This is a genomic window from Pantoea sp. ACRSC (genome assembly GCF_022346785.1).
Taxonomy (GTDB): Bacteria; Pseudomonadota; Gammaproteobacteria; order Enterobacterales; family Enterobacteriaceae; genus Pantoea; species Pantoea alvi.
Genome location: NZ_JAKRNN010000012.1, coordinates 67,369 through 90,285, shown reverse-complemented (window position 1 = coordinate 90,285; position 22,917 = coordinate 67,369). Strand labels below are relative to the sequence as shown.

Sequence of the window (22,917 nt, the reverse complement as noted above, 5' to 3'; positions counted from 1 at the left end):
TTTGCCACGCAAAAAGCGTCCGCTGAAGTCCATTCAATTCCTAACTGAGCAGATCGATGAGCGAAATAATTTTTGGTATCCATGCCGTGCAGGCGCTGCTGGAGCGCGATCCCCAGCGCTTTCAGGAAGTCTTTATCCTCAAGGGCCGCGACGATCGTCGCCTGCAGCCGTTGGTGGCGGCGCTGGAAGCTCAGGGTATCGTTATCCAGCTGGCGAACCGCCAGTGGCTGGACGGCCAGGTTGAGGGCGGCGTGCATCAGGGTATCGTGGCGCGCATCCGGCCCGGACGCCAGTACCAGGAAGGCGATCTGCCGGATTTGCTGGCCAGCCTGGAGAAGCCGCTGCTGCTGGTGCTGGACGGCGTCACCGATCCGCATAACCTTGGCGCCTGCCTGCGCAGCGCCGACGCCGCAGGCGTACACGCGGTGATCGTGCCGAAAGACCGCTCCGCCTCCCTTAACGCTACGGCGAAAAAAGTCGCCAGCGGCGCGGCGGAAAACGTGCCGCTGATCCGCGTCACCAACCTGGCGCGCACGCTGCGTCTGCTGCAGGAGTACAACATCTGGGTGGTCGGCACCGCTGGCGAAGCGGATCATACCCTCTACCAGAGCAACATGACCGGGCCGATGGCGCTGGTGATGGGCGCGGAAGGTGAAGGCATGCGCCGCCTGACGCGCGAGCACTGCGACGAGCTGATCAGCATCCCGATGGCGGGCAGCGTTTCATCGCTTAACGTCTCTGTTGCCACCGGCGTCTGCCTGTTTGAAGCGGTACGCCAGCGCGGGGCGTGATCGCCGCCGCAAAACCTCTCAGTGCCAGGCATAACTGCGCGTTGCTCTCCCATACTTAACGGGAGACGCATCGCGAGGAGTGGTTATGACCTGGACAACCCACACCGTTTTCAATCAGCCGCAGCCCCTGAGCAACAGCAATCTCTTTCTCTCCGACACGCCGCTGCGCGAAGCGCTGGTGCGGGAAGGCGCCGAATGGGATCGCGAGTGGCTGGCGTCGGTGGGCGCCCAGCTCGGCGGTGCCGAGTCGCTGGAGCTGGGACGGCTGGCCAACGCCGCGCCGCCGGAGCTGCTGCGCTACGACGCGCGCGGCGTACGCATCGACGAGGTGCGTTTTCATCCCGCGTGGCACCTGCTGATGCAGGGCGTCTGCGCCAGCCGCCTGCATAATCTTAGCTGGCAGCCCGACGTGCTGGATCGCGCCATGGTGGCGCGCGCCGCGCGCTTTATTCTCCACGCTCAGGTCGAGGCCGGCACGCTCTGCCCGGCGACCATGACGCACGCCGCCATCCCGCTGCTGCAGCGCTGGCTGCCGGACGCCTTCAGCGGCTGGCGCGACCCGCTGCTCAGCGATCGCTACGATACCCACGCGCTGCCTGGCGAGCAGAAGCGCGGCCTGCTGATCGGCATGGGCATGACGGAAAAGCAGGGTGGCAGCGACGTCACCACCAACACCACGCGCGCGGAGCCGCTGGCGGACCGCGCGCCCGGCTCGCTCTGGCGCATCACCGGCCATAAGTGGTTCTTCTCCGTGCCGCAGAGCGATGCGCATCTGATCCTCGCCCAAAGCGGCGGCGGCTTAAGCTGCTTTTTCCTGCCGCGCCTGCTGCCGGACGGCACGCGCAACGCCATTCGCCTTGAGCGACTCAAAGAGAAGCTGGGCAACCGCGCCAACGCCAGCAGCGAAGCGGAGTTTCAGGACGCTACCGGCTGGCTGGTGGGGGAGGAGGGCGACGGCGTGCGGCTGATCCTTAAAATGGGCGGCATGACCCGCTTCGACTGCGCGCTCGGCAGTCACGGCCAGATGCGGCGCGCCTTCTCCGTCGCGCTCTACCATGCGCACCAGCGTCAGGTGATGGGCAAAGATCTGGTGGATCAGCCGCTGATGCGTCAGGTTCTGGCGACGCAGGCGCTGCAGCTTGAGGGGCAAACGGCGCTGCTGATGCGGCTGGCGCGCGCCTGGTCGCAGCCGGCGCAGCCGCTGGAGGGCGCATTTGCGCGGCTGTTCACCCCGGCGGCGAAGTACGCCGTCTGCAAGGCGGGCATGCCGTTTGTCGCCGAGGCGATGGAGGTGCTGGGGGGCATTGGCTACTGCGAAGAGAGCGAGCTGCCGCGTCTCTATCGCGATATGCCGGTTAACAGCATCTGGGAAGGATCGGGCAATGTCATGGCTCTCGACGTGCTGCGCGTGCTGCGCAAACAGCCCGGCGTAGCTGAGATGCTGAATCAGGAGTTTGAGGCGGTCAGGGGCGTGAATCGCCTGTTTGACGCCGGCTGGCGGCAGCTAAAGCTGCGCCTGAACCGACTGCAGGAGAGTCAGGCGCGGGAAATGGCCCAGCGCCTGTTTTTACTGGCGACCGGCGCGCAGCTGCTGAAGTATGCCGAGCCGCCGCTGGCGGACGCCTGGTGCCGGCAGTGGCTCGACGCGCGCGGCGTCCGTCCGATCGAAAGCCAGGTGGCGGAGCGCTTACTGCTGCGCGCCAGCGGCGGGTGACGCGCCGTAAAGGATCGCCGTCGCGTACCAGTAGCCCGGCGTCACCGTTTCATCCACCATGATGACCTGATAGTAAACCGCGCCGCGCTGATTGGCCTCCGCTGCCAGTGCGCGCTGGGCGTCATCCGGCGAGCCGCGAACCTGCGTGCTGACGCTGCCGAGCCTCGGCAAACCAGCGCTCTGCGCGCGCGTGATCTCCTGCGCCTGATGGGTAGGCGCAGGCGGCGGCTGCGGCGTGGTTTTCAGCGCCGAACAGCCGCTCACCAGCAGTGCCATTGTCAGTAAGTAAGCGTAACGCATAAGGTTTACTCCAGAGGGAAGGTGGATTAAGTGTAAGCCACCCGCCCAAAAGCGGGTCAGGATTTCAGATGAAATACGCTGACCAGCTGCGTCAGATGATGGCCTTTGTGGCTCAGATTCTGCGCCGACGCATCCGCCTGCGCCATCAGCTCGCTGTTCTCATGGGTCGCCTGGCTAATCTGGTTCATCGCCTGATTTACCTGACCGATCCCCGCCGCCTGCTGCTGCGCCGCAACGTTGATTTCGCTCATCAGCGCCTGCACCTGCTCAATATGCGACACGATATGGCTCATGGCGTCATGCGTCTGCTGCGACAGCTGGTGGCCTTCCGAGACGTTGCGGATCGAGGTGGCGATCAGGCCGTCGATCTCTTTTGCCGCCTGCGCGCTGCGCTGCGCCAGCGCGCGCACTTCCGCCGCAACCACCGCGAAGCCGCGGCCGTGCTCACCGGCGCGCGCCGCTTCTACCGCCGCGTTAAGCGCCAGAATATTGGTCTGGAAAGCGATCGATTCGATTACGTGGGTGATATCGGCAATGCTCTGGGATGAGACCTGAATCGCCGACATGGTATTGACCGAACGGCTCACCGTCTGGCTGCCGTGCGTGACCAGGCCGCTCGCTTCCGCCACCAGCGTCATCGCCTGGCGCAGGTTGTCGGCGGTATGCTCGACCGTGGCGCCGAACTGCTCCATGCTCGCTGACGTCTCCTCGACGCTGCTCGCCTGGCGGCCAATCTGCTCGCTGATATTCAGGCTGCTGGCGGCGATGGTGTCAGTGCCGTCGCTGATCTCCTGCGCGGCGACGCGCACCTGACCAACAATCTTCTCCAGCCCGTCGCCGATGCCGTTAATAGCGGCAATCAGCTGGCCGACTTCGTCATGGCGGCGCGTATCCAGATGCACGCGCAGGTTGCCCGCCGCATACTCTTCAGCCAGATGGATCACCTGCTGCAGCGGACGGGTGATGGCGCGGCGGCTGTAAAACACAAAGCCCAGCGCAAAAATCAGCACCAGCGCCAGGCCGATCAGCATAAACAGATTACGGCTGTGATTAATCGGCGCCAGCAGCGTGTCGCGGCTCACTTCGCCCACCACAATCCAGTTCCAGCCCGGCAGCTGCTGCCACGCCAGCATCTTACTTTCGCCGTCAAGCTCTGCTTCCTGCACGCCCTGCGGCTGGCTCAGCAGCGCCTGCTGCACGCTGGCGTCCCAGCCCGGCAGTTTGCCTTCATGCTGCGCGGCAAACAGATATTGTCCCTGCGCGGCGCCCGGCGCGCCGTTCAGCACGTAGAAATGGCCGCTGTCCCCCAGCCTGCGCGCCAGCACCTTCTCGCGCATTAGCGCATACTGCTTATCGATCTGCACGCCAACAAACAGGATGCCGATCACCGCGCCGCTTTCATCTTTGACCGGCTGATACTGGGTGATATAGCGGTGGCCGAACAGCGTTGCCAGCCCGCGATAGATTTCGCCGCGGCTCACGCTTTTCCACGCTGCGCTGCTGCGGTCAAGGCGAGTCCCGATGGCGCGGCTGCCGTCCTCTTTTTTCAGCGAGGTTGAGATGCGGTAGTAGTCGTCCCCGTCGCGCACAAAGATGGTCGAGACAGCGGTGGTGCGCGCTAAAAAGTCGTCCACCGCGATCTGATCGAGGTTCAGGGTTTTCAGCCCGGCGCGCAGGGTTGGCGTGGAAAACTCCCCGACCTGAATGCGCGAACTCTCGTCGCGGCTAAAGCGCTGCGGCAAAAAGCTGGCGAACAGCTGGGTGTAGTTATTGACCTCTTCAGTGAGGGTGGCGTTGAACATGGCGGCCATTTCGCTGATGCCCTGCACCTGATTGTGCATATCATCCGTAGCGAGGCTTTCCAGCTGACGGGCCGCAGTGTGGCTTTGGGTCAGTGTCAGAACAAACAGCAGCAGCGCGACGCTGAGAGACGTCAGTACAGACAGCTTGACTCCAAGACTCATGCGGCTGAGAGAGAGACGCTTCATAAATTACCTTTAGATCGGTTTAATGGAGATTCGATTAACGGCATCGGCGGCAAAAGGTTTACGCCTTAAATAAAACGGAAGATGTGTGAAGTGGTTCGCAGATCAGGCGTGGGAGACGTAAACTCAGCGGAATCGATATCCAGAGCGGAGCGAAGATGATTGAACTGAATACGGAACGGCTGGCGGGCATTCAGGTGCTGCACGCTGCGCCTGCGGGCCAGCGCGAGGCAGCGCTGCCGACGGTGCTGCTCTACCACGGTTTTACCTCTTCTAAAGAGGTGTACGCTTATCTGGCCGTGGCGCTGGCGCAGGCGGGATTTCGCGCCGTAATGCCTGACGCCGATCTGCACGGCGCGCGCGACAACGGCAACGATGCGGTGCGGCTTTCCCGTTTCTGGCAGATTCTGCAGCGCAATATCGACGAGCTGCCACAGCTGGAGAACGCGCTGCGCGCCGCCGGGCTGGTTGACGGTGAGCGCTTCGCCGTGGCGGGCGCATCGCTGGGCGGTATGACCGCGCTGGGGGCGATGGCACGCTATCCGCAGATCCGCAGCGTCGCCTGCCTGATGGGATCGGGCTATTTTATGCGGCTCAGCCGCTCGCTCTTTCCGCCGGTAAGTCTCAGCTCGCCTGAAGAGTGGGCGCAGTTCGATCGGCTTATGGCGCCGCTGGCGGCTTACGATCCCAGTGAAAAGCTGGAGACGCTGGCGAACCGGCCGCTGCTGCTGTGGCACGGCGAAGCGGACGAAGTGGTGCCTTTCGCGGAAACCGCGCGGCTGGTAGCGGCGCTGCGGGAGAGCGGCCAGGCCGATAAGATGACCTTTTTTTCAGAACCGGGCATCGGCCACAAAATCACCCCTTTCGCGCTGCGCGCGCTGGTCGATTTCTTTAAGCAGAATCTATGACGCAGCCGGGCTGGCGGCGATGCGTCAGCCCGTTGCCCTGCAGAGATCACAACTGATTCGATAATCGCTCCGCCGCGCTGGCGGTCGCGCTGGCGTGCGTATTGCCCGGCGCGTCCAGTCGGTTGACGTAGACATAGCCTGCGGCCGCTTTGCTGCTGTTACTTCTCATCTGCTGCGCACAGTCAGTCTGGCTGGCAAGGGCGGGTGGAGACAGGAAGAGACCCAGTAAAGTGGCGATGACGAACGTTTTCATGCTCGACTCCTCACTGATGGGAACACACTCTGCGACGCAGCTGATGAAAAAAGCGGCGTCATGGTTAATTTTAGCGCGCGCCGCCGCCAATGCCAGACGGCGGCGTTGAACGCCTTTATCAGGAAAATTGATAAAGGCCTGCGCAACCCGCTGAATCTTATGCCTTAGCACGCAAAGCCTGTTTAATTGCGATTTAATGAAATGTGCGCTTGAGTTTAGTGCCCTGCGTCAGTATGATTACGCGTCAATTTTTCAGCTGCATTCAGGGGCGCGTTACATTCAGCGAATGTTTCACGACCTATAACGTTCCTTGCTTCCGTGGGCCGCAGCTGACCCTGACAGGAGGCTGAATAATCCGTAAGGAGCAATTTCGATGCGTCATTACGAAATCGTATTTATGGTCCATCCTGACCAGAGCGAACAGGTTCCAGGTATGATCGAGCGTTACACTGGTGCTATCACTGGTGCAGAAGGCACGATCCACCGTCTGGAAGACTGGGGCCGCCGTCAGCTGGCTTACCCGATCAACAAACTGCACAAAGCTCACTATGTTCTGATGAACGTAGAAGCGCCGCAGGAAGTGATCGACGAGCTGGAAACGAACTTCCGCTTCAACGACGCCGTTATCCGCAGCATGGTTATGCGCGTTAAGCACGCGGTAACCGAAGCATCTCCGATGGTTAAAGCGAAAGACGAGCGTCGTGAGCGCCGCGAAGATTTCGCTAACGAAACCTCTGACGAGTCAGATGCTGGGGATTCTGAAGAGTAATCATTCGTGACGGCCAATCGACTGCGCCTGTCTGGCACCGTGTGCAAGACGCCGGTTCGAAAAGTGAGCCCGTCAGGAATTCCTCACTGTCAGTTTGTGCTTGAGCACCGCTCAGTGCAGGAAGAAGCCGGTTTCCACCGGCAAGCCTGGTGCAGAATGCCCGTTATTATCAGCGGCACGCTTCATCAGGAGATTACTCAACATATAACGGTCGGCACGCCGCTCATTCTCGAAGGCTTCATTAGCTGCCATCAGGCGCGAAATGGACAGAGTAAAATGGTGCTGCATGCCGAGCAGATTGAATTGATAGATTCTGGAGACTAGCCAAATGGCACGTTATTTCCGTCGTCGCAAGTTCTGCCGTTTCACCGCGGAAGGCGTTCAAGAGATCGACTACAAAGATATCGCTACGCTGAAAAACTACATCACTGAAAGCGGTAAGATCGTACCGAGCCGTATCACCGGTACTCGCGCAAAATACCAGCGTCAGCTGGCTCGTGCTATCAAGCGCGCGCGTTACCTGTCTCTGCTGCCGTACACTGATCGTCATCAGTAATCGGCAACTGTCCATTAACGACTTTAAGAGGATAAGGTAATGCAAGTTATTCTGCTTGATAAAGTAGCAAACCTGGGCAGCCTGGGTGACCAGGTTAACGTTAAAGCGGGCTACGCGCGCAACTTCCTGGTACCGCAGGGCAAAGCTGTTCCTGCTACCAAGAAAAACGTTGAATATTTCGAAGCTCGCCGCGCTGAACTGGAAGCCAAACTGGCTGACGTTCTGGCTGCTGCCAACGCACGCGCTGAGAAAATCAATGCACTGGGTTCAGTGACCATCGCCTCTAAATCAGGCGACGAAGGTAAACTGTTCGGTTCTATCGGTACCCGCGACATCGCTGACGCTGTAACTGCAGCTGGCGTTGAAGTGGCGAAGAGCGAAGTTCGCCTGCCGAACGGCGTTCTGCGCACCACCGGTGAGCATGAAGTTGACTTCCAGGTTCACAGCGAAGTTTTCGCTAAACTGGTTGTGAATGTAGTTGCTGAGTAATTTTACTCGGTAATGCGAAAAAGCCGGCCCTGTGCCGGCTTTTTTGTTTTTGTCCCTGTGCGTATTTAGCGCCTGAACAGCGCTGCCGCAGGGCTACTGCGCGCGGATAAAGCTGCCGTCTGGCTGACGCGTAAAAAGCACCGGCCCGCTGGCGCCGTCCACGGTCAGTCCCGTCACCACGCCCTGCGCATTCTGTCGAATCTTCACCTGCTGCCCGCTCTGCAACGCGCTCAGCGGCTGATCGCTGCCCTCTACGCGCGCCATGGCGAACACGTCGCCCACCGGCAGATTATTATCGCGAAACAGCTGCGCCAGCGTCTGACCTGAGGCGATGGTGTAGCTGCGCCATTCGCCCTGAGAGTCCGCTTTCGGCGGCTGGGCATTTTGCTGCGGCGCTTTCTGGTCGTAGATCTCCGCCTGCATCGGCACCTCTTTTTCGCCGCTCGCCGTTTGCGGACGCTCGACAGGATACTGCGGCGTGCTGGACGGCCACAAAAAGGCCAGCAGCATCACCAGCAGGGCGATAACAATGCCGCGCCGGTGTGCGGGCGGCAACGGGGACATCCAGCCAATATTATCCGTATAGTGCCAGACTGTGCTGAGCCAGGCGGGCAAGCGGGAAGGCGCCTCTGAAGCCATTCGTGAATCCTCCTCATCGCCAGCGGCGCGCGACGGTTTAACAGGCCGCCAGGCGAAACGTTGGCGCAATGTGCGCAAAGTGCGTGGCGCGCGCGTCCTGCGGCGTTGTGGGGCGATTTGACCCATGTATCTTCTCTTCTTTCAGTACGCTGGCGAGGTTGTCCTCGTCCAGAGTTATAGTATGGGCAATACGGGCGCGACGTGCCTGTCAGCCTTAAGAAATATGACCTGCGTATTGTTTCTGTTTCACCACCAAAAGTCACCTGCGCGGCGTGGGATTTTACGCCAGCGGCCCGCGCTGCTATGCTGCCGGTTCAAATTAGCGAAAGAGACAGGTATCAAGATGACGACCCCTTCATTCGACAGCGTCGAATCACAAGCAAGTTACGGAATTGGTTTACAGGTTGGCCAGCAGCTGCTCGAGTCCGGTCTGCAGGGACTTCAGCCGGAAGCGCTGCTCGCGGGCCTGCGCGACGCGCTGGAAGGGAATTCGCCGGCCGTGCCGGTTGACGTCGTGCACCGCGCGCTGCGTGAAGTGCATGAGCGCGCTGAAGGCGTGCGCCGCCAGCGCGTAGAGGCGATGGCAGCCGAAGGCCAGACGTTCCTGGCGGAGAACGCACAGCGCGAAGGCGTCAACAGCACCGAGTCGGGCCTGCAGTTCAGCGTTATCAAGCAGGGCGACGGTCCGATCCCGTCACGTCAGGATCGCGTGCGTGTGCACTATACCGGCAAGCTGATCGACGGCACGGTGTTTGACAGCTCGGTTGCGCGCGGCGAACCGGCAGAATTCCCGGTAACCGGCGTCATCGCGGGCTGGATCGAAGCGCTGACCCTGATGCCGGTCGGTTCGAAGTGGGAACTGGCCATTCCGCACAACCTCGCCTACGGCGAGCGCGGCGCAGGCGCATCGATTCCGCCGTTCAGCACCCTGATTTTCGAAGTTGAGCTGCTGGAAATCCTCTAAATCCACGCCCCCTTTCAGCACCTGAAAGCCAGCCCTCGGGCTGGCTTTTTTACGCCTCTACTTCTGCTGTAAATCGACTTTCCACAGCGCAAAGCCGATCTCATCGCTGCCCTGCGGCTGCATCGGATAGCGCGCATGGCTGCGAATAAAGGCGGTCGCCTTCTCGCCCGGCGCGGTCTCAAAGCGAATATCGAGCGGCACGCTGCTCTCTATCGGCGCCAGCTGCCAGTTGTTGTCCGCCTGCGGATGCACTTCGCCCCGTTTTTTCGTCTCGGCGCTGATATAGGCCGCGACCACCGCGCGGTTCTCATCGGGCGAGGCGAAGGCGATAAAACTGTCGCCGGTGCCGGCGAACTTACCGCCGTAGGCGCGGTAGTTATTGGTGGCCACCAGAAAAGTGGCATGCGGATCGACCGGCTTGCCCTGCCAGGTGAGGTTTTTAATGCGCGACGCCTCTGGGTGGAGCAGCTGGCATTCGCCGTCGTAGCGGGCCGGCTGGGTAACGTCGATCTGATAGTTAACGCCGTCGATCACGTCGAAATTGTAGGTGCGGAAATCCCAGTTGATCAGTGACTGGACGTCGCGGCGCTGCGGATCGATCTGATTAAACTGGCCCGCGGAGCACTCCAGCCACTCTTTCACCTGGGCGCCGCTAACCTTCATTACCACCAGCGTATTGGGGTAGAGATAGAGATCGGCGGCGTTGCGGAAGGTGAGGTCGCCTTTCTCTACCTCGGTATAGCTGGCAGGATCGTTTTTACGCCCGCCCGCTTTAAAGGGCGCGGCGGCGGAGAGCACCGGCAAATGGCCCAGATCGGGATCGCCCTGAATAAAATGCTCTACGTAGGCGCGCTGGGCATTATTGACGATCTGCACCGTTGGATCGTCCTGCACCAGCGAAAGATAGCTGTACATTACGTCCGCCGACCTGCCGATCGGCTTCGCTACAAACTCGCGCGTGGCGCGGTGATCCTCCGCCAGTACCTTCACCAGCGCCGGATCTTCCGCCGCCAGCGACTTTTTCTGCGCTGCATCGTAGATCGGTCGCGCTTCTGCCTTGCGATCGCTGACCTGCCAGCGGCCAGCTTCATTGGTCAGCACCAGATCGACCACGCCGAGATGATCGCCCCACATGCCGGGCATCACCGCCGCGACGCCGTTCAGCGTTCCTTTGGCGATATCGGCCCCTTTGATTGCGGCGAACTCCTTGCTGGGGAAGACGGCGTGCGCGTGGCCAAAAAGAATGGCATCAATGCCCGCCACCTGGCTCAGGTAGTAAACCGAGTTTTCCGCCATCGCATGATAGGGCTCGCTGCTGAGGCCGGAGTGGGGGATGGCGACCACCAGATCTGCGCCCTGGGCGCGCATCTGCGGCACATAGCGTCGTGCGGTTTCGGTAATATCTTCGACGCGCACTTTGCCCTGCAGGTTGGCTTTATCCCACACCATAATTTGCGGCGGCGCGAAGCCGATAAAACCGATCTTCAGCCGCTGCGTTTTGCCGTCGCGATCCGTCACCTCAACCGGCTTGATCAGCCAGGGCGTAAACATCGGCCTGTTGGTCTGGAGATCGATAATATTGGCGTTTACGTAGGGAAAACGCGCGCCGGCCAGCGCTTTGCGCAGGTAGGGCAGCCCGTAGTTGAATTCATGGTTGCCGAGGTTGCCAACGCTGTAGTCCAGCGTATTCATCGCTTTGTAGACCGGATGGATCTCTCCCTGCTGCAGCCCCTTCGCCGCCATATAGTCGCCCAGCGGGCTGCCCTGGATAATATCGCCGTTATCCACCAGCACGCTGTTTTTTACCTCCTGACGCGCGGCATGGATCAGCGACGCGGTGCGCACCAGCCCGAACTTCTCGGTCGGCGTATCTTTGTAGTAGTCGAAATCCATCATGTTGCTGTGCAGATCGGTGGTTTCCAGCAGACGAAGATCGACGGTGGCGGCGTGAAGAGCCGTTGAGAGACTCAGCGCCAGAAGGGTCATAGTGGGTTTAAACATGCCTGTTCCTGCTGCAAAAAGTTAAGCCTCTCAAATTAATGTAAAAGAATGATGATGTGTCAGAGGATTACGTGATGGGTTTAACATTTTGCGCGATGAAAAGGGGGAAGACAGCGCGGCATAGCGGCGGCTCGCAATCTATGGTATTGATATTGTTAAACTATTGAGAGTTTAACGCCCGGAGGCCCGGGCGGAAGCGCAGTAGCTGCTAAAATTTAACCGATGTAGCGCACGATAACGTCGTGCGGCTGCCACCGAAAAGGAGGTAAAAAATGTTAGAGCAAATTTGCCAGCTGGCGCGCGAAGCGGGCAACGCGATCATGCTGATTTATGAAAAGGAGACGCCGGTAGACGTTTCCCGCAAATCCGACGACTCCCCGGTGACCGCTGCGGATATTGCCGCGCACGATATTATTCTGCAGGGGCTTAAGCAGCTGACGCCGGAGGTGCCGATACTGTCGGAAGAGGATCCGCCTTCCTGGAGCGAGCGCCAGCAGTGGCAGCGCTACTGGCTGGTCGATCCGCTCGACGGCACCAAAGAGTTTATCAAGCGCAACGGTGAGTTTACCGTCAATATCGCGCTCATCGATCAGGGCAAGCCGGTGCTGGGCGTGGTGTACGCGCCAGCGCTCGGTGTGCTTTACTCCGCCGCGGAGGGCAAAGCCTGGAAAGAAGAGGGCGGCAACAAGCGGGCAATCCACGTGCAGGAGGCGCGGCCGCCGCTGGTGGTGGTAAGCCGTTCGCACGCCGACGAGGAGCTGAAAGAGTACCTCAAGCAGCTGGGCGAACATCAGACCGTGGCTATCGGCTCTTCGCTGAAGTTCTGCCTGGTGGCGGAGGGCAAAGCGCAGCTCTATCCGCGCTTTGGGCCGACTAACATCTGGGATACCGGCGCAGGGCACGCCGTCGCCGTGGCGGCCGGCGCACACGTCCACGACTGGAAAGGCAAGACCCTGGACTACGCGCCGCGTGAGTCTTTCCTCAATCCTGGCTTTCGCGTCTCACTGTTCTGATCGCTGCGGGGGGCAGTCGCCTCCCGCTTTCCCTCAGGATTTAAGCAGCGTTCGCACCAGGCTAATCACCTGCATAACTTCCTCCTGCGTCAGCGCGCCATCTTTAACGAAGCGCACGCGGCCGCTCTTATCCAGCACCACAATCGCCGACCCGGCGTCCGCCAGCTGCCAGGCGTGCTTTACGTTGCCTTTGCTGTCGACGATAAACTGCGACCAGGGATACTGCTTTTTATTGCTCTCGATACTGCTGCGCACAAACATCCCGGTGCCGGGAATGGCGTCGTCGGTGTTAACGATGGTGGTGGTCTGATAGCGATCCTGTGGGAAGGCGGCGGCTTTGATCGCCTCAATCACGGCGGCATTCATCTCTTTGGCAGATGAGCGCCCGGCGATGTGCTGGATCACGCGCACCTTGCCGGCGAGCTGCGCGCTGTTCCAGCGCTGATAGTGGAAATCATCCTGCTGATAGAGCAGTTCACCTTTGTCGTTAACGCCAACCGCGGGGACGCGCTGGTCTTGTTTCAGGCTATGGGCAAAAACCGCGCCGGGCAAAAGAATCAGCGCAAACAGGGCACAGGCGAGTCGCATTGGCAGTCTCCTTGGTGATCGGACCAGTTGGTCATTTTTCTGCAATAGTAAGCAGGGATGATGCGCCTGTCTTGTTAAGCTGTCAGGTTTGCTATTCATGCCACAATTTCTTAACAAGTTTGGATTTATACTGTGTTGGTAGAGCGACATAACAGACTATTCTGTAATGATGTGTCAATTCAGTAAAAAAGTTTAGTTTTCGGAACATTACCACGGTGGTGTGTTCTATAGTTTACCAGCACTTTGCGCTTCATGGGCTCGTACCGAACTTGGCAACGGCGAAGCGTATTTATAAATGTACAGGAGTTAAGCAGCATGAAGATCTTCCAGCGCTATAATCCACTGCAAATAGCGAAATACGTAAAAACGCTGTTCAAAGGAAGGATGTATATCAAGGACGTTGGCGCGTTCGAGTTCGACAAAGGAAAAGTGTTGATCCCGCGCGTTAAGGACATACAGCATCTGAGCGTGATGTCCGAAATTAACCGTCAGGTTCTGCGCCTTCAGGCGGAGTTCAACTGACAAAAAGGGCGCCGATGGCGCCCTCTGATTTTCTACTCTTCAGCTTCCGTGGCCTTCGCCACATTCAGCACCGGCGGACGATCGTCAATCCGCGTCACCAGCAGCTGATCGATACGATAACTGTCGATATCCACCACTTCGAACTTAAATCCGGCGAACTTAACGAAATCGGTACGCTTGGGGATCTTGCGCAGCATATACATCATAAAGCCGCCGATGGTTTCGTAGTTGCCCGACTGGGGGAACTCGTCGATATGCAGCACGCGCATCACATCGTCGATCGGTGTGCCGCCCTCGACCAGCCAGGAGTTCTCGTCGCGCGCCACGATCTGCTCTTCCAGCCCCTGGCCCACCAGGTCGCCCATTAGCGTGGTCATAACGTCGTTGAGGGTGATAATGCCTACCACCAGCGCGTATTCGTTCATGATCACCGCGAAGTCTTCGCCTGCGGTTTTAAAGCTTTCCAGCGCTTCAGAGAGCGTCAGCGTATCCGGTACGATCAGCGCCGAGCGGATCTGCACGCCGCTGTTGAGCGCCATGCTTTGATTGCCCAGCACGCGCAGCAGCAGCTCTTTGGAATCGACATAGCCGACGATATGGTCGATATCGCCGTCGCACACCAGAAACTTGGAGTGCGGATGCTGGGCGATTTTGGTTTTCAGCGTGGTTTCGTCTTCGCGCAGATCGAACCAGACCACGTTTTCACGGGAGGTCATTGACGAGGGCACGGTGCGCGACTCCAGCTCAAAAACGTTTTCGATCAGCTCGTGCTCCTGCTTACGCAGTACGCCCGCCAGCGCGCCCGCCTCAACCACCGCGTAGATATCGTCGGAGGTGATATCGTCCTTACGCACCATCGGCAGCTTAAAGACGCGGAAAAAGACGTTCGCCAGGCCGTTGAACAGCCAGACCAGCGGGCTAAACACCAGCAGGCAGAAGCGCATGGGGTTGATAATGCGCAGCGCCACCACTTCCGGCGCGATCATGCCGACGCGCTTCGGCGTCAGATCGGCGAACAGAATAAAGAAGCTGGTGACGATGATAAAGGAGCAGATAAAGCTGAGCTGGTCGGCAAGCGCCGGCTCCATAAAGCGGCTGAAAAGGCTGCTGAAGGCGGGGGAGAAGGCGGCGTCGCCGACGATACCGCCGAGGATAGCGACCGCGTTCAGGCCGATCTGCACCACGGTAAAGAAGGTGCCGGGCGTCTCCTGCATCTTCAGCACGCGCTGCGCGTTAATATTGCCTTCATCGGCCAGCAGTTTGAGTTTGATCTTGCGGGCGGCCGCCAGCGAGATTTCCGAGAGAGAGAAAAAGGCGCTGATCACGATCAGCAACAATATGACAAGCAAGCTATCTAACATAGGGTTTCCAAAGGGTTATCCACTTGTCATTTTTGGCCTGGGCAGCGCACGTAAAGGGCGTACCGATTGTACTCACCTCGTAGTCTGGGCTGTCCGTGCCAAAAATGTCTGCGCCTTATCGACGCTGCGAAGCAGCGCCGGGGCAGAAATAGAGCAGGCGAGGCCTGCGCCGCTGATTATAGCAGCAGCGCCCTCAACGCCGCCAGAGTTCACCGCAACGCCGTTGCTTCAGATTTATCCGAGTGGTGTGCGCATTTGCTGCACAGCGGTTGTATCAACCTGGCCATTTGCTGACAATAGGGCGCTATTTGGCTTAGTTACCGTTTTTTTCGCCGCCGCAGGCCGCTTTATGCGGCTATGATGATGACTGCACCGCTGCGATTTTCTTATCCAGGGATATATCACGCCCCGCGGAATTGGGGTCGGCATGATTAACAGGAGTACGCGTGCCACGAATTCATGTCTGTTTTATGACCTGCCTGCTGGCCGCCGCGCCGGTCGCTGAGGCAGCGAAAGTGCGCCTTGAAGTACAAGGCTTAACCGGGGATCTCAACAAGAACGTGCGTGCTCGCCTCTCGACCATCAGCGCCGATGAGGTGTCGAACGATGGTCGCTTTCGCGCGCGCGTTTCAGAGGCTATCGAGCAGGGCCTTAAAGCGCTCGGCTACTACGAGCCCGATATCGATTTTGAAGCGCGTCCCGCGCCGCCCCAGGGCGGACGGCCGGTGCTTATCGCCCACGTTAAACCCGGCGAGCCGGTTAAAATCGCGGGCAGCACCATCGTGCTTGAAGGTGACGCGCTGCGCGATCCCGACTATCAGGCCTGGGTGAAAGAGGGCACGCCGAAAAAAGGGCGGCAGCTCAATCACGGCGAGTATGAAAAATTTAAAAGCGGCTTCTCGAACCTGGCGCTGCGCAACGGCTATTTTGACGGCGACTTTAAAAAGAGCCAGCTCGGCGTCTCCGTCGAGCGGCGCGAGGCCTTCTGGGATATCGACTACGACAGCGGCCAGCGCTACCGCTTCGGCGACGTCAGCTTTTCTGGATCGCAGATCCGCGAAGAGTATCTGGAAAACCTCGTTCCCTTTAAAAAAGGCGACTACTACAGCTCGCGCGAGCTTGCCGAGCTGAACCGGCGTCTTTCGGCCACCGGCTGGTTTAACTCCGTGGTGGTCGCGCCGGAATTCGCGCAGGGGCGGAAAACCAAAGTGCTGCCGCTTAACGCCGCCGTCACGCCGCGCACCGAAAACACCATCGAAACCGGGGTCGGCTACTCCACCGACGTTGGGCCGCGCCTGAAGGCGACGTGGAAAAAGCCCTGGGTTAACGACAGCGGCCACAGCATGGCGGCCAGCGCCTATCTCTCCGCGCCGGAGCAGCAGCTCGACCTGAGCTACAAAGTGCCGCTGCTGAAAAGCCCGCTGGAGCAGTATTACATCTTTTCCGGCGGCCTGAAGCGCACCGATCTGAACGACACCAAAGCCGACACCACCACGCTCGGCCTGTCGCGCTACTGGGAAAACAGCACTGGCTGGCAGAAAGCGGTCAACCTGAAGTGGAGCCTCGATCACTTTACCCAGGGCAGCGTGACCAATACCACCATGCTGCTCTATCCCGGCGTCAGCCTGAACCGCACCCGCTCGCGCGGCGGCCTGATGCCGACCTGGGGCGATTCGCAGCGCTACTCTGTGGACGTCTCCGACACCACCTGGGGTTCGGACGTCGACTTCCTGATTCTGCAGGCGCAGAACGTCTGGATCCGCACGCTGGCGGATAAGCACCGCTTTGTTGCGCGCGGCAACCTCGGCTGGATTGAAACCAACAATTTTGAAAAAGTGCCGCCGGATCTGCGCTTCTTCGCCGGCGGCGATCGCAGCATTCGCGGCTACAAATATAAGGATATTTCTCCGCGCGACGAAGACGGCAAGCTGACCGGCGCCTCAAAACTCGCCACCGGCTCGCTGGAATATCAGTACAACGTTACCGGGAAATGGTGGGGCGCGGCCTTTATCGACTCGGGCGAGGCGGTCAACGACATCAAACAGAGCAATTTCAAAACCGGCGCGGGCTTCGGCGTGCGCTGGGCGTCGCCGGTCGGGCCGATCAAACTGGATATCGCCCGGCCAATCGGCGACAGCGAGGAGCATGGTTTGCAATTCTATATTGGACTGGGGCCTGAACTATGAAGCTGTGGAAAAAGGTCCTGATCGGCATTGTTATTTTTCTGGTCGTGCTGCTGGGCGGCGTGGCGTTTTTAATCGGCACCACGCCGGGTTTACATCTGGTGCTGAACGGCGCGGCGCGCTGGGTGCCGGGCTTATCGATCAAGCAGGTGGAGGGCGGCTGGCGTAACCTGACCATCAGCGGGCTGCGCTATGAGATGCCCGGCGTCAACGTCGATGCCGGCAGCTTTCATCTGGCGGTGGATCTCAACTGCCTGCTGCACTCCTCGGTGTGCGTTAACGATATCGCGCTGAAAGATGTCAGCGTGGTAGTCGATAGCAAAAAGATGGCGCCAGCGCAGGAGGCGCCGCCGGAAGAGGAGAGCGGCGGCGGCGATCTCAGCACGCCTTATCCGATTACGCTGCGCCATCTCGGCCTGCATAATATCAACGTAAAAATTGACGACACCGCTATCTCCCTGCTCGACTTCACCACCGGCCTGCAGTGGCAGGATCGCGCGCTGGCGCTCAATCCAACCCATATCCAGAGCCTGCTGGTGGCGCTGCCGAAAGCGGCGCAGGTCGCTAACGAAGAGGTGGTGCAGCCGAAAGTGCAGCAGCCGCAGCCGGATGAGAAGCCGCTGGGCGAAACCCTGCAGGCGATGTTCGCCAAACCGCTGCTGCCTGAGCTGCCCGACTTCCGCCTGCCGCTCGATATTGAGGTGCAGGAGATCCTCGGCGAACAGCTGCGCCTTACCGGCGATACCGATATTGCGGTGAACCGCCTGCTGCTGAAGGCAAAAACCGCCGACCGGCGGCTGCAGCTGCAGACGCTGGACGTTGATTCAAACCTCGGCCAGCTCAACGGCAGCGGCGAAGCGACGCTGGCGGACAACTGGCCGGTCAATGTTACCCTTAACGGCACGGCAAACGTCGATCCGCTGAAGGGCGAGAAGATCAAGCTGGATCTGAGCGGCGCCATGCGTGACGAGCTGAAGCTGGGGCTGAACCTCTCCGGCCCGGTACGCGCCCAGCTCGACGCCGCCACCCAGCTGGCGGTTGCGGGGCTGCCGCTGTCGCTGCGCCTGACCAGCCCGCAGCTGCGCTGGCCGCTGACCGGCGCGGTGCAGTACCAGGCGGACAATATTGACTACCAGCTCAAAGGCAAAGCCACCGACTACGCGATGTCGCTGCGCACGGCGGTGAAGGGCGACAGCGTGCCGCCCGCCACCGTGGCGCTGGACGGCAAAGGCAACGTCGAGCAGTTTAACCTCGATAAGCTGCGCATCGGCGCGCTGCAGGGCAATATCGATCTCACCGCGCTGGTGGACTGGAGCAAAGCGATCAGCTGGCGCAGCGAGCTGACGCTGGACGGCATCAACACGGCGCGCCAGTATCCCGACTGGCCGGCGAAGCTGGACGGTAAAATCGCCACGCGCGGCAGCCTCTACGGCGGCAGCTGGCAGATGAGCGTGCCGCAGCTGCAGCTGAAGGGCAACGTCAAACAGAACGCGGTCAGCGCCGAAGGGTCGCTGAAGGGCAACAGCTATAACCAGTGGGATATTCCCGGCGTAAAAATTGTGCTGGGCCGCAACAACCTGGATGTAAAAGGCTCGCTGGGCGACGCGCTCAATCTTGACGCCACCATCGACGCCCCCCATCTCGACAACGCCCTGCCGGGGCTGGGCGGCGTCGCTAAAGGCACCATCAAGGCGCGCGGCACGCTGCAGGCACCGCAGCTGCTGGCGGATCTCAACGCCACCGGCCTGCGCTGGCAGCAGCTGCAGATCAGGCGCGTGACGCTGGACGGCGACGTGCGCTCCAGCGATCAGGTGTCCGGCAAGCTGCAGCTGCGCGTCGAGCAGCTGAAGCAGGACGCGCTGAACATCAGCCTGCTGACGCTCAACGCCGACGGCAATGAAAAAGCGCATCAGCTGAAGCTGAACCTGCAGGGCGATCCGGTTTCCGGTCAGCTGGCGCTCAACGGCAGCTTCGATCGCCAGCAGCAGCGCTGGCAGGGCACGCTCAACAATACGCGCTTCGATACGCCGGTGGGTGAATGGCGGCTGACGCGCGCGATGGCGATCGACTACCTCAACGCGAAGCAGACCGCCACCATTGGCGCACACTGCTGGCAGAACCCCAACGCCCGGCTCTGCGTGCCTGAGCCGATTGAGGCTGGCCCGAGCGGCCACGCCCATGTGCAGCTTAACCGTTTCGATCTGGCGATGATCAAGCCGTTCCTGCCGGATGAAACCCAGCTGGCGGGCGTCTTTAGCGGCGACGCGCGCGTCAACTGGACGGCGGACGGCGCGCTGCCGACCGGCACGCTCTCCCTGAAGGGCAACGGCGTCAAGGTCCGGCAGGATGTGCAGGGCAATACGCTGCCTGTCGACTTCAGCGCGCTTAACCTCAACGCGGCGCTGCGTAACGGCCGCGCCGATCTCGACTGGCTGATCCGCATCGCCAACAATGGCCAGCTCGACGGCAACGTGCAGATCGGCGACCCGCAGAACCGCCGCACGCTGGGCGGCAACGTCAATATCCGCAATATCTCGCTGGCGATTCTCAATCCGGCGCTGATGCAGGGCGAGAAGATCAAGGGCAACCTTAACAGCGCGCTGCGCCTCGGCGGCAGCGTGAAGCAGCCGCAGATCTTCGGCCAGCTTGGTTTGCAGGGCGTCGACGTCGACGGCAACTTTATGCCGGTCGACCTTACCGCGGCGAACCTGAACATGGTGTTCAACGGCATGAGCTCGACGCTCAACGGCCTGGTACAGACCGCGCAAGGCAATATCAACCTCAACGGCAACGCAGACTGGAGCCAGCTCGACAACTGGCGCGCCCGCATTGCCGCGCAGGGCAGCCGCGTGCGCGTTACCGTGCCGCCGATGGTGCGCATGGACATCTCGCCCGATTTAGTGTTCGAGGCGACGCCAGCGGCCTTCAACCTGGATGGCAGCGTGGATATTCCCTGGGCGCGCATCACCGTGCAGGAGGTGCCGGAGAGCGCTACCGGCGTCTCCTCGGACGAGGTGCTGCTGGATAAAAACCTGCAGCCGATTCAGCCGAAAACCGCCGCTATCCCGATTAACAGCAATCTGGTGATCCACGTCGGCAACGATGTGCGCCTCTCGGCCTTTGGTCTCAAGGCGAAGCTGAACGGCGATCTGAAAGTGGTGCAGGACAAAACGGGGCTGGGCCTTAACGGCCAGATCAATATCCCCTCCGGCCGCTTCCACGCTTACGGTCAGGATCTGATCGTGCGCAAGGGCGAATTGCAGTTCGCCGGCCCGCCGGACCAGCCCTATATTAACCTGGAGGCGATTCGTAACCCCGAAGCGACAGAAGATGACGTGACGGCTGGCCTGCGCGTTACCGGACTGGCGGATGAGCCGAAGGTTGAGGTCTTCTCCGATCCGGCGATGTCGCAGCAGGAAGCGCTCTCCTATCTGCTGCGCGGTCAGGGACTAAACTCGGACGGCGACGGCAACGCATTAACTTCAGCCTTAATTGGTCTGGGGGTTGCACAAAGTGGGCAGGTTGTGGGTAAAATCGGCGAGACGTTCGGCGTCAGCAATCTTGCCCTTGACACCACCGGCGTTGGCGACAGCCAGCAGGTGCAGGTCAGCGGCTATGTGCTGCCGGGTCTACAAGTAAAATATGGCGTTGGCATTTTTGATTCACTGGCGACCTTAACCTTGCGTTATCGCCTGATGCCCAAACTCTATTTGGAAGCCGTATCCGGTGTGGATCAGGCTCTTGATTTGCTCTATCAGTTTGAGTTTTAGCAATGCGAATAATTGTCTACGGCAGTTTACGGCGCAAACAGGGAAACAGTCACTGGATGACGAATGCGCAATGGCTGGGGGATATGCAGATTGAGGGCTACGAGCTCTACAGTCTCGGCCATTATCCGGGCGTGATCCCGGGCGAAGGAACCGTCTATTGTGAAGTTTACCGCATCGATGCCACGACGCTGGGCGAGCTGGATGCATTGCGCACAAAGGCTGGCGAATACAAACGCCAGCTGATGCAAACGCCTTACGGCAGCGCATGGCTTTACGTCTATCAGCGCCCGGTTAAGGGACGTGAGCGCATCGCCAGCGGCGACTGGCTACGGCGCGACGACCCTCCGTCAGACGCATAAATGAAAACACCGTCCAGTGGACGGTGTTTTTTTGCCTGTCTCGCCCGACGCACCACCCGGCGCATAAACAAAAACACCGTCCAGAGGACGGTGTTTTTTATCGGGCGGCGTCAGATTATTTCTTCTGGGCGCGCTCGAAAGAGGAGATGATTTCAGCTTTCGCCGCTTCAGCGTTGTCCCAGCCTTCTACCTTCACCCATTTGCCTTTTTCCAGCGCTTTGTACTGCTCGAAGAAGTGGGTGATCTGCGCGCGCAGCAGTTCCGGCAGGTCGTTCACATCTTTGATGTGATCGTACTCTTTGGTCAGCTTGGTGTGCGGCACGGCAACCAGTTTGGCATCTTCGCCAGACTCGTCGGTCATTTTCAGCACGCCAACCGGGCGGCAGCGGATCACGGAGCCCGGCTGCAGCGGATACGGGGTCGGAACCAGCACGTCAACCGGATCGCCGTCCAGTGACAGGGTGTGGTTGATATAACCATAGTTGCACGGATAGAACATCGCCGTAGACATGAAGCGGTCTACGAACAGGGTGCCGGACTCTTTGTCGACTTCATATTTGATCGGATCGGCGTTGGCCGGGATCTCAATGACAACGTAGATATCTTCTGGCAGTTCTTTACCGGCAGGCACCTGGTTCAAACTCATCGGGCATTCCTTCAATAGTCACATGTTGAGTGTCGGCTATTATAGCCAACTGCCTGGGAAAGTATGCCCCCAATTTTGACCTTTCGGAATGCTCCTCGTCCTATTTCGCGGAGACAAACAGCGAGACGATCCCCGCAGCAATCAATGGTCCGACCGGCACGCCGCGAAAGAAGGCGACGCCCAGCACCGTGCCGATAAGTAAGCCGCCAATCACCGACGGCTGCGCGCTCATAAAGTTAACGCCGCGACCGCCCAGCCAGGCGACGAAAACGCCCACCAGAATCGCCACGATTGACTGCCAGTTAGCGAAAGATTTCAGCAGCGCCGAGGCGGGAAGCGAACCGCTGGCGAGCGGCGCCATCACCGCCACCGTCAGGATAATAATGCCGAGCTGGATGCCCTGCTTCTCTACGTAGGGAAAGAACTGCGCCAGCGGGGTGAGCTTGATCGCCAGCAGAATCAGAATCGAAATGGTCACCGCGCTGTTGTGAACAAAATAGCTGAGGACCGCGAGGCCGATAAGAATAAGGGTAGAGGCGTACGCAGCCATGGGTCCTCCCTGAAAAAAAGTGAAAACGCTGGAGAGCGCCAGCGCGGAAGCCCCTATTTATCAACATTCCGTATCGCTGGCGCAACTGCCTTTATTTAACGACTGCAACATTCGCGCCTGATTACGCACCAGATCGACGCCCTGCGCGGCAATTGAGATCTGTGCCAGGGTTCCCTGCGTGCGGCTGAAAAAAGCCACGCTCGCTGCCTGCCAGCTGTCGCGATAGGCCAGCCACTGACGCTGCGCGCTGCGCACCTTATTTTTAGGCTCGCCGCTAAGGGTCGTCATTAACTGGCCATATTGCCTGTTCATCTCACTATCCCAGGCCTGGCTGGCGCGACCGTAGCACGACACCATCGCGACGGTGGTGGAGGCGCCGTCGAGACACTGTGCCAGCGCATGATCGATCGGGTTCTGCTGCGCCAGCGCGGAGGTGCTGAACAGCAGACCGGCGGCGACAATACCTTTTTTCATCCTGTAAATCCTGATTAAGAAAGATTAAGCGTGGGTGATCATCAGGGAAATGACCATCAACGTCGGTAAAGTTCCCCTGCGC

The 22,917-nt window shown here is 59.8% G+C and carries 23 protein-coding genes; 13 read left to right on the top strand and 10 right to left on the bottom strand.

All coding sequences use genetic code 11. The features are described from left to right. The first annotated feature begins 56 nt into the window (after positions 1–56). The gene (rlmB, locus tag MHZ97_RS13340) at positions 57–791 is read left to right on the top strand and encodes a 23S rRNA (guanosine(2251)-2'-O)-methyltransferase RlmB (protein ID WP_103794496.1); all 735 of its coding nucleotides are present in this window, start codon (positions 57–59) and stop codon (positions 789–791) included. Positions 792–876: 85 nt separating this feature from the next. Then, positions 877–2,505, top strand: a complete 1,629-nt coding sequence (locus tag MHZ97_RS13335) for an isovaleryl-CoA dehydrogenase (protein ID WP_239314796.1) — start codon at positions 877–879, stop codon at positions 2,503–2,505. Here MHZ97_RS13335 and bsmA read toward each other — a convergent pair. Together bsmA and MHZ97_RS13325 are read right to left on the bottom strand one after the other, a co-directional pair. After that, complete coding sequence (gene bsmA, locus MHZ97_RS13330; RefSeq protein ID WP_103794498.1) at positions 2,479–2,805, bottom strand: biofilm peroxide resistance protein BsmA; 327 nt, start codon at positions 2,803–2,805, stop codon at positions 2,479–2,481. The genes MHZ97_RS13335 and bsmA overlap by 27 nt on opposite strands. Before the next feature lie 56 nt (positions 2,806–2,861). Next, entirely contained in the window at positions 2,862–4,793 is a 1,932-nt protein-coding gene (locus MHZ97_RS13325) for a methyl-accepting chemotaxis protein (protein WP_239314797.1), read from the bottom strand. A gap of 155 nt (positions 4,794–4,948) precedes the next feature. Between MHZ97_RS13325 and yjfP the strand changes: the two genes are divergently transcribed. Then, complete coding sequence (yjfP, locus tag MHZ97_RS13320) at positions 4,949–5,698, top strand: esterase (protein WP_239314798.1); 750 nt, start codon at positions 4,949–4,951, stop codon at positions 5,696–5,698. 46 nt (positions 5,699–5,744) lie between these two features. Here the strand turns inward: yjfP and MHZ97_RS13315 are convergent, their stop codons facing one another. Beyond that, on the bottom strand, positions 5,745–5,951 hold the full coding sequence (locus MHZ97_RS13315) for a hypothetical protein (protein WP_103794853.1): 207 nt from the start codon (positions 5,949–5,951) through the stop codon (positions 5,745–5,747). A 373-nt stretch (positions 5,952–6,324) separates the two neighbouring features. On the opposite strand from MHZ97_RS13315, the gene rpsF reads away from it, so the two are divergent. Genes rpsF through rplI form a run of 4 tightly spaced genes read left to right on the top strand, consistent with a single transcriptional unit; the run spans position 6,325 to position 7,765 of the window. Beyond that, positions 6,325–6,720: a 30S ribosomal protein S6 gene (rpsF, locus tag MHZ97_RS13310; RefSeq protein WP_033792326.1), complete on the top strand. Its 396-nt coding sequence runs from the start codon at positions 6,325–6,327 to the stop codon at positions 6,718–6,720. A 6-nt stretch (positions 6,721–6,726) separates the two neighbouring features. Further along, positions 6,727–7,044 (top strand): primosomal replication protein N, encoded by a 318-nt coding sequence (gene priB, locus MHZ97_RS13305; RefSeq protein ID WP_033754872.1) that lies wholly within the window; start codon positions 6,727–6,729, stop codon positions 7,042–7,044. A 4-nt stretch (positions 7,045–7,048) separates the two neighbouring features. Then, positions 7,049–7,276 (top strand): 30S ribosomal protein S18, encoded by a 228-nt coding sequence (gene rpsR / locus MHZ97_RS13300; protein WP_000135199.1) that lies wholly within the window; start codon positions 7,049–7,051, stop codon positions 7,274–7,276. A gap of 39 nt (positions 7,277–7,315) precedes the next feature. Beyond that, complete coding sequence (gene rplI / locus MHZ97_RS13295; protein WP_033754882.1) at positions 7,316–7,765, top strand: 50S ribosomal protein L9; 450 nt, start codon at positions 7,316–7,318, stop codon at positions 7,763–7,765. A 93-nt stretch (positions 7,766–7,858) separates the two neighbouring features. Here rplI and MHZ97_RS13290 read toward each other — a convergent pair whose 3' ends face one another. Then, on the bottom strand, positions 7,859–8,404 hold the full coding sequence (locus MHZ97_RS13290; protein WP_103794501.1) for an OapA family protein: 546 nt from the start codon (positions 8,402–8,404) through the stop codon (positions 7,859–7,861). A gap of 343 nt (positions 8,405–8,747) precedes the next feature. On the opposite strand from MHZ97_RS13290, the gene fklB reads away from it, so the two are divergent. Further along, positions 8,748–9,368 (top strand): FKBP-type peptidyl-prolyl cis-trans isomerase, encoded by a 621-nt coding sequence (gene fklB / locus MHZ97_RS13285; protein ID WP_239314799.1) that lies wholly within the window; start codon positions 8,748–8,750, stop codon positions 9,366–9,368. Between the two features lie 57 nt (positions 9,369–9,425). Here the strand turns inward: fklB and MHZ97_RS13280 are convergent, their stop codons facing one another. Then, the gene (locus MHZ97_RS13280; protein WP_239314800.1) at positions 9,426–11,369 is read right to left on the bottom strand and encodes a bifunctional 2',3'-cyclic-nucleotide 2'-phosphodiesterase/3'-nucleotidase; all 1,944 of its coding nucleotides are present in this window, start codon (positions 11,367–11,369) and stop codon (positions 9,426–9,428) included. A gap of 272 nt (positions 11,370–11,641) precedes the next feature. On the opposite strand from MHZ97_RS13280, the gene cysQ reads away from it, so the two are divergent. Continuing rightward, a complete protein-coding gene (gene cysQ / locus MHZ97_RS13275; protein ID WP_239314801.1) occupies positions 11,642–12,382 on the top strand; it encodes a 3'(2'),5'-bisphosphate nucleotidase CysQ in 741 nt (246 codons plus the stop codon). A 33-nt stretch (positions 12,383–12,415) separates the two neighbouring features. Here the strand turns inward: cysQ and MHZ97_RS13270 are convergent, their stop codons facing one another. Continuing rightward, complete coding sequence (locus tag MHZ97_RS13270; protein ID WP_239314802.1) at positions 12,416–12,970, bottom strand: YtfJ family protein; 555 nt, start codon at positions 12,968–12,970, stop codon at positions 12,416–12,418. 315 nt (positions 12,971–13,285) lie between these two features. Between MHZ97_RS13270 and MHZ97_RS13265 the strand changes: the two genes are divergently transcribed. Then, positions 13,286–13,492, top strand: coding sequence for a DUF1107 domain-containing protein (locus MHZ97_RS13265; protein ID WP_033754894.1), 207 nt, complete (start codon positions 13,286–13,288; stop codon positions 13,490–13,492). Positions 13,493–13,524: 32 nt separating this feature from the next. Here MHZ97_RS13265 and MHZ97_RS13260 read toward each other — a convergent pair whose 3' ends face one another. After that, entirely contained in the window at positions 13,525–14,853 is a 1,329-nt protein-coding gene (locus tag MHZ97_RS13260) for a hemolysin family protein (RefSeq protein ID WP_103794506.1), read from the bottom strand. A gap of 470 nt (positions 14,854–15,323) precedes the next feature. Between MHZ97_RS13260 and MHZ97_RS13255 the strand changes: the two genes are divergently transcribed. From MHZ97_RS13255 to MHZ97_RS13245, 3 genes are read left to right on the top strand one after another with little or no spacing between them, the layout of a single operon-like run. Beyond that, the gene (locus MHZ97_RS13255) at positions 15,324–17,039 is read left to right on the top strand and encodes an autotransporter assembly complex family protein (protein WP_199187299.1); all 1,716 of its coding nucleotides are present in this window, start codon (positions 15,324–15,326) and stop codon (positions 17,037–17,039) included. Continuing rightward, positions 17,036–20,806 carry a translocation/assembly module TamB domain-containing protein gene (locus tag MHZ97_RS13250; protein WP_239314803.1) on the top strand — a complete coding sequence of 1,257 codons (3,771 nt, stop codon included), beginning with the start codon at positions 17,036–17,038 and terminating at the stop codon, positions 20,804–20,806. Before MHZ97_RS13255 ends, MHZ97_RS13250 begins: the two co-directional genes overlap by 4 nt. A 2-nt stretch (positions 20,807–20,808) precedes the next feature. Next, positions 20,809–21,165 carry a gamma-glutamylcyclotransferase gene (locus tag MHZ97_RS13245; RefSeq protein ID WP_033754905.1) on the top strand — a complete coding sequence of 119 codons (357 nt, stop codon included), beginning with the start codon at positions 20,809–20,811 and terminating at the stop codon, positions 21,163–21,165. Between the two features lie 115 nt (positions 21,166–21,280). Here MHZ97_RS13245 and ppa read toward each other — a convergent pair whose 3' ends face one another. The 3 genes from ppa to MHZ97_RS13230 form a co-directional block, all read right to left on the bottom strand. Beyond that, complete coding sequence (ppa, locus tag MHZ97_RS13240) at positions 21,281–21,811, bottom strand: inorganic diphosphatase (protein ID WP_103794509.1); 531 nt, start codon at positions 21,809–21,811, stop codon at positions 21,281–21,283. 100 nt (positions 21,812–21,911) lie between these two features. Further along, a complete protein-coding gene (locus MHZ97_RS13235; protein WP_103794510.1) occupies positions 21,912–22,361 on the bottom strand; it encodes a DUF441 domain-containing protein in 450 nt (149 codons plus the stop codon). Positions 22,362–22,421: 60 nt separating this feature from the next. Continuing rightward, positions 22,422–22,835, bottom strand: a complete 414-nt coding sequence (locus MHZ97_RS13230) for a lysozyme inhibitor LprI family protein (protein ID WP_239314804.1) — start codon at positions 22,833–22,835, stop codon at positions 22,422–22,424. Positions 22,836–22,917 lie beyond the last annotated feature (82 nt).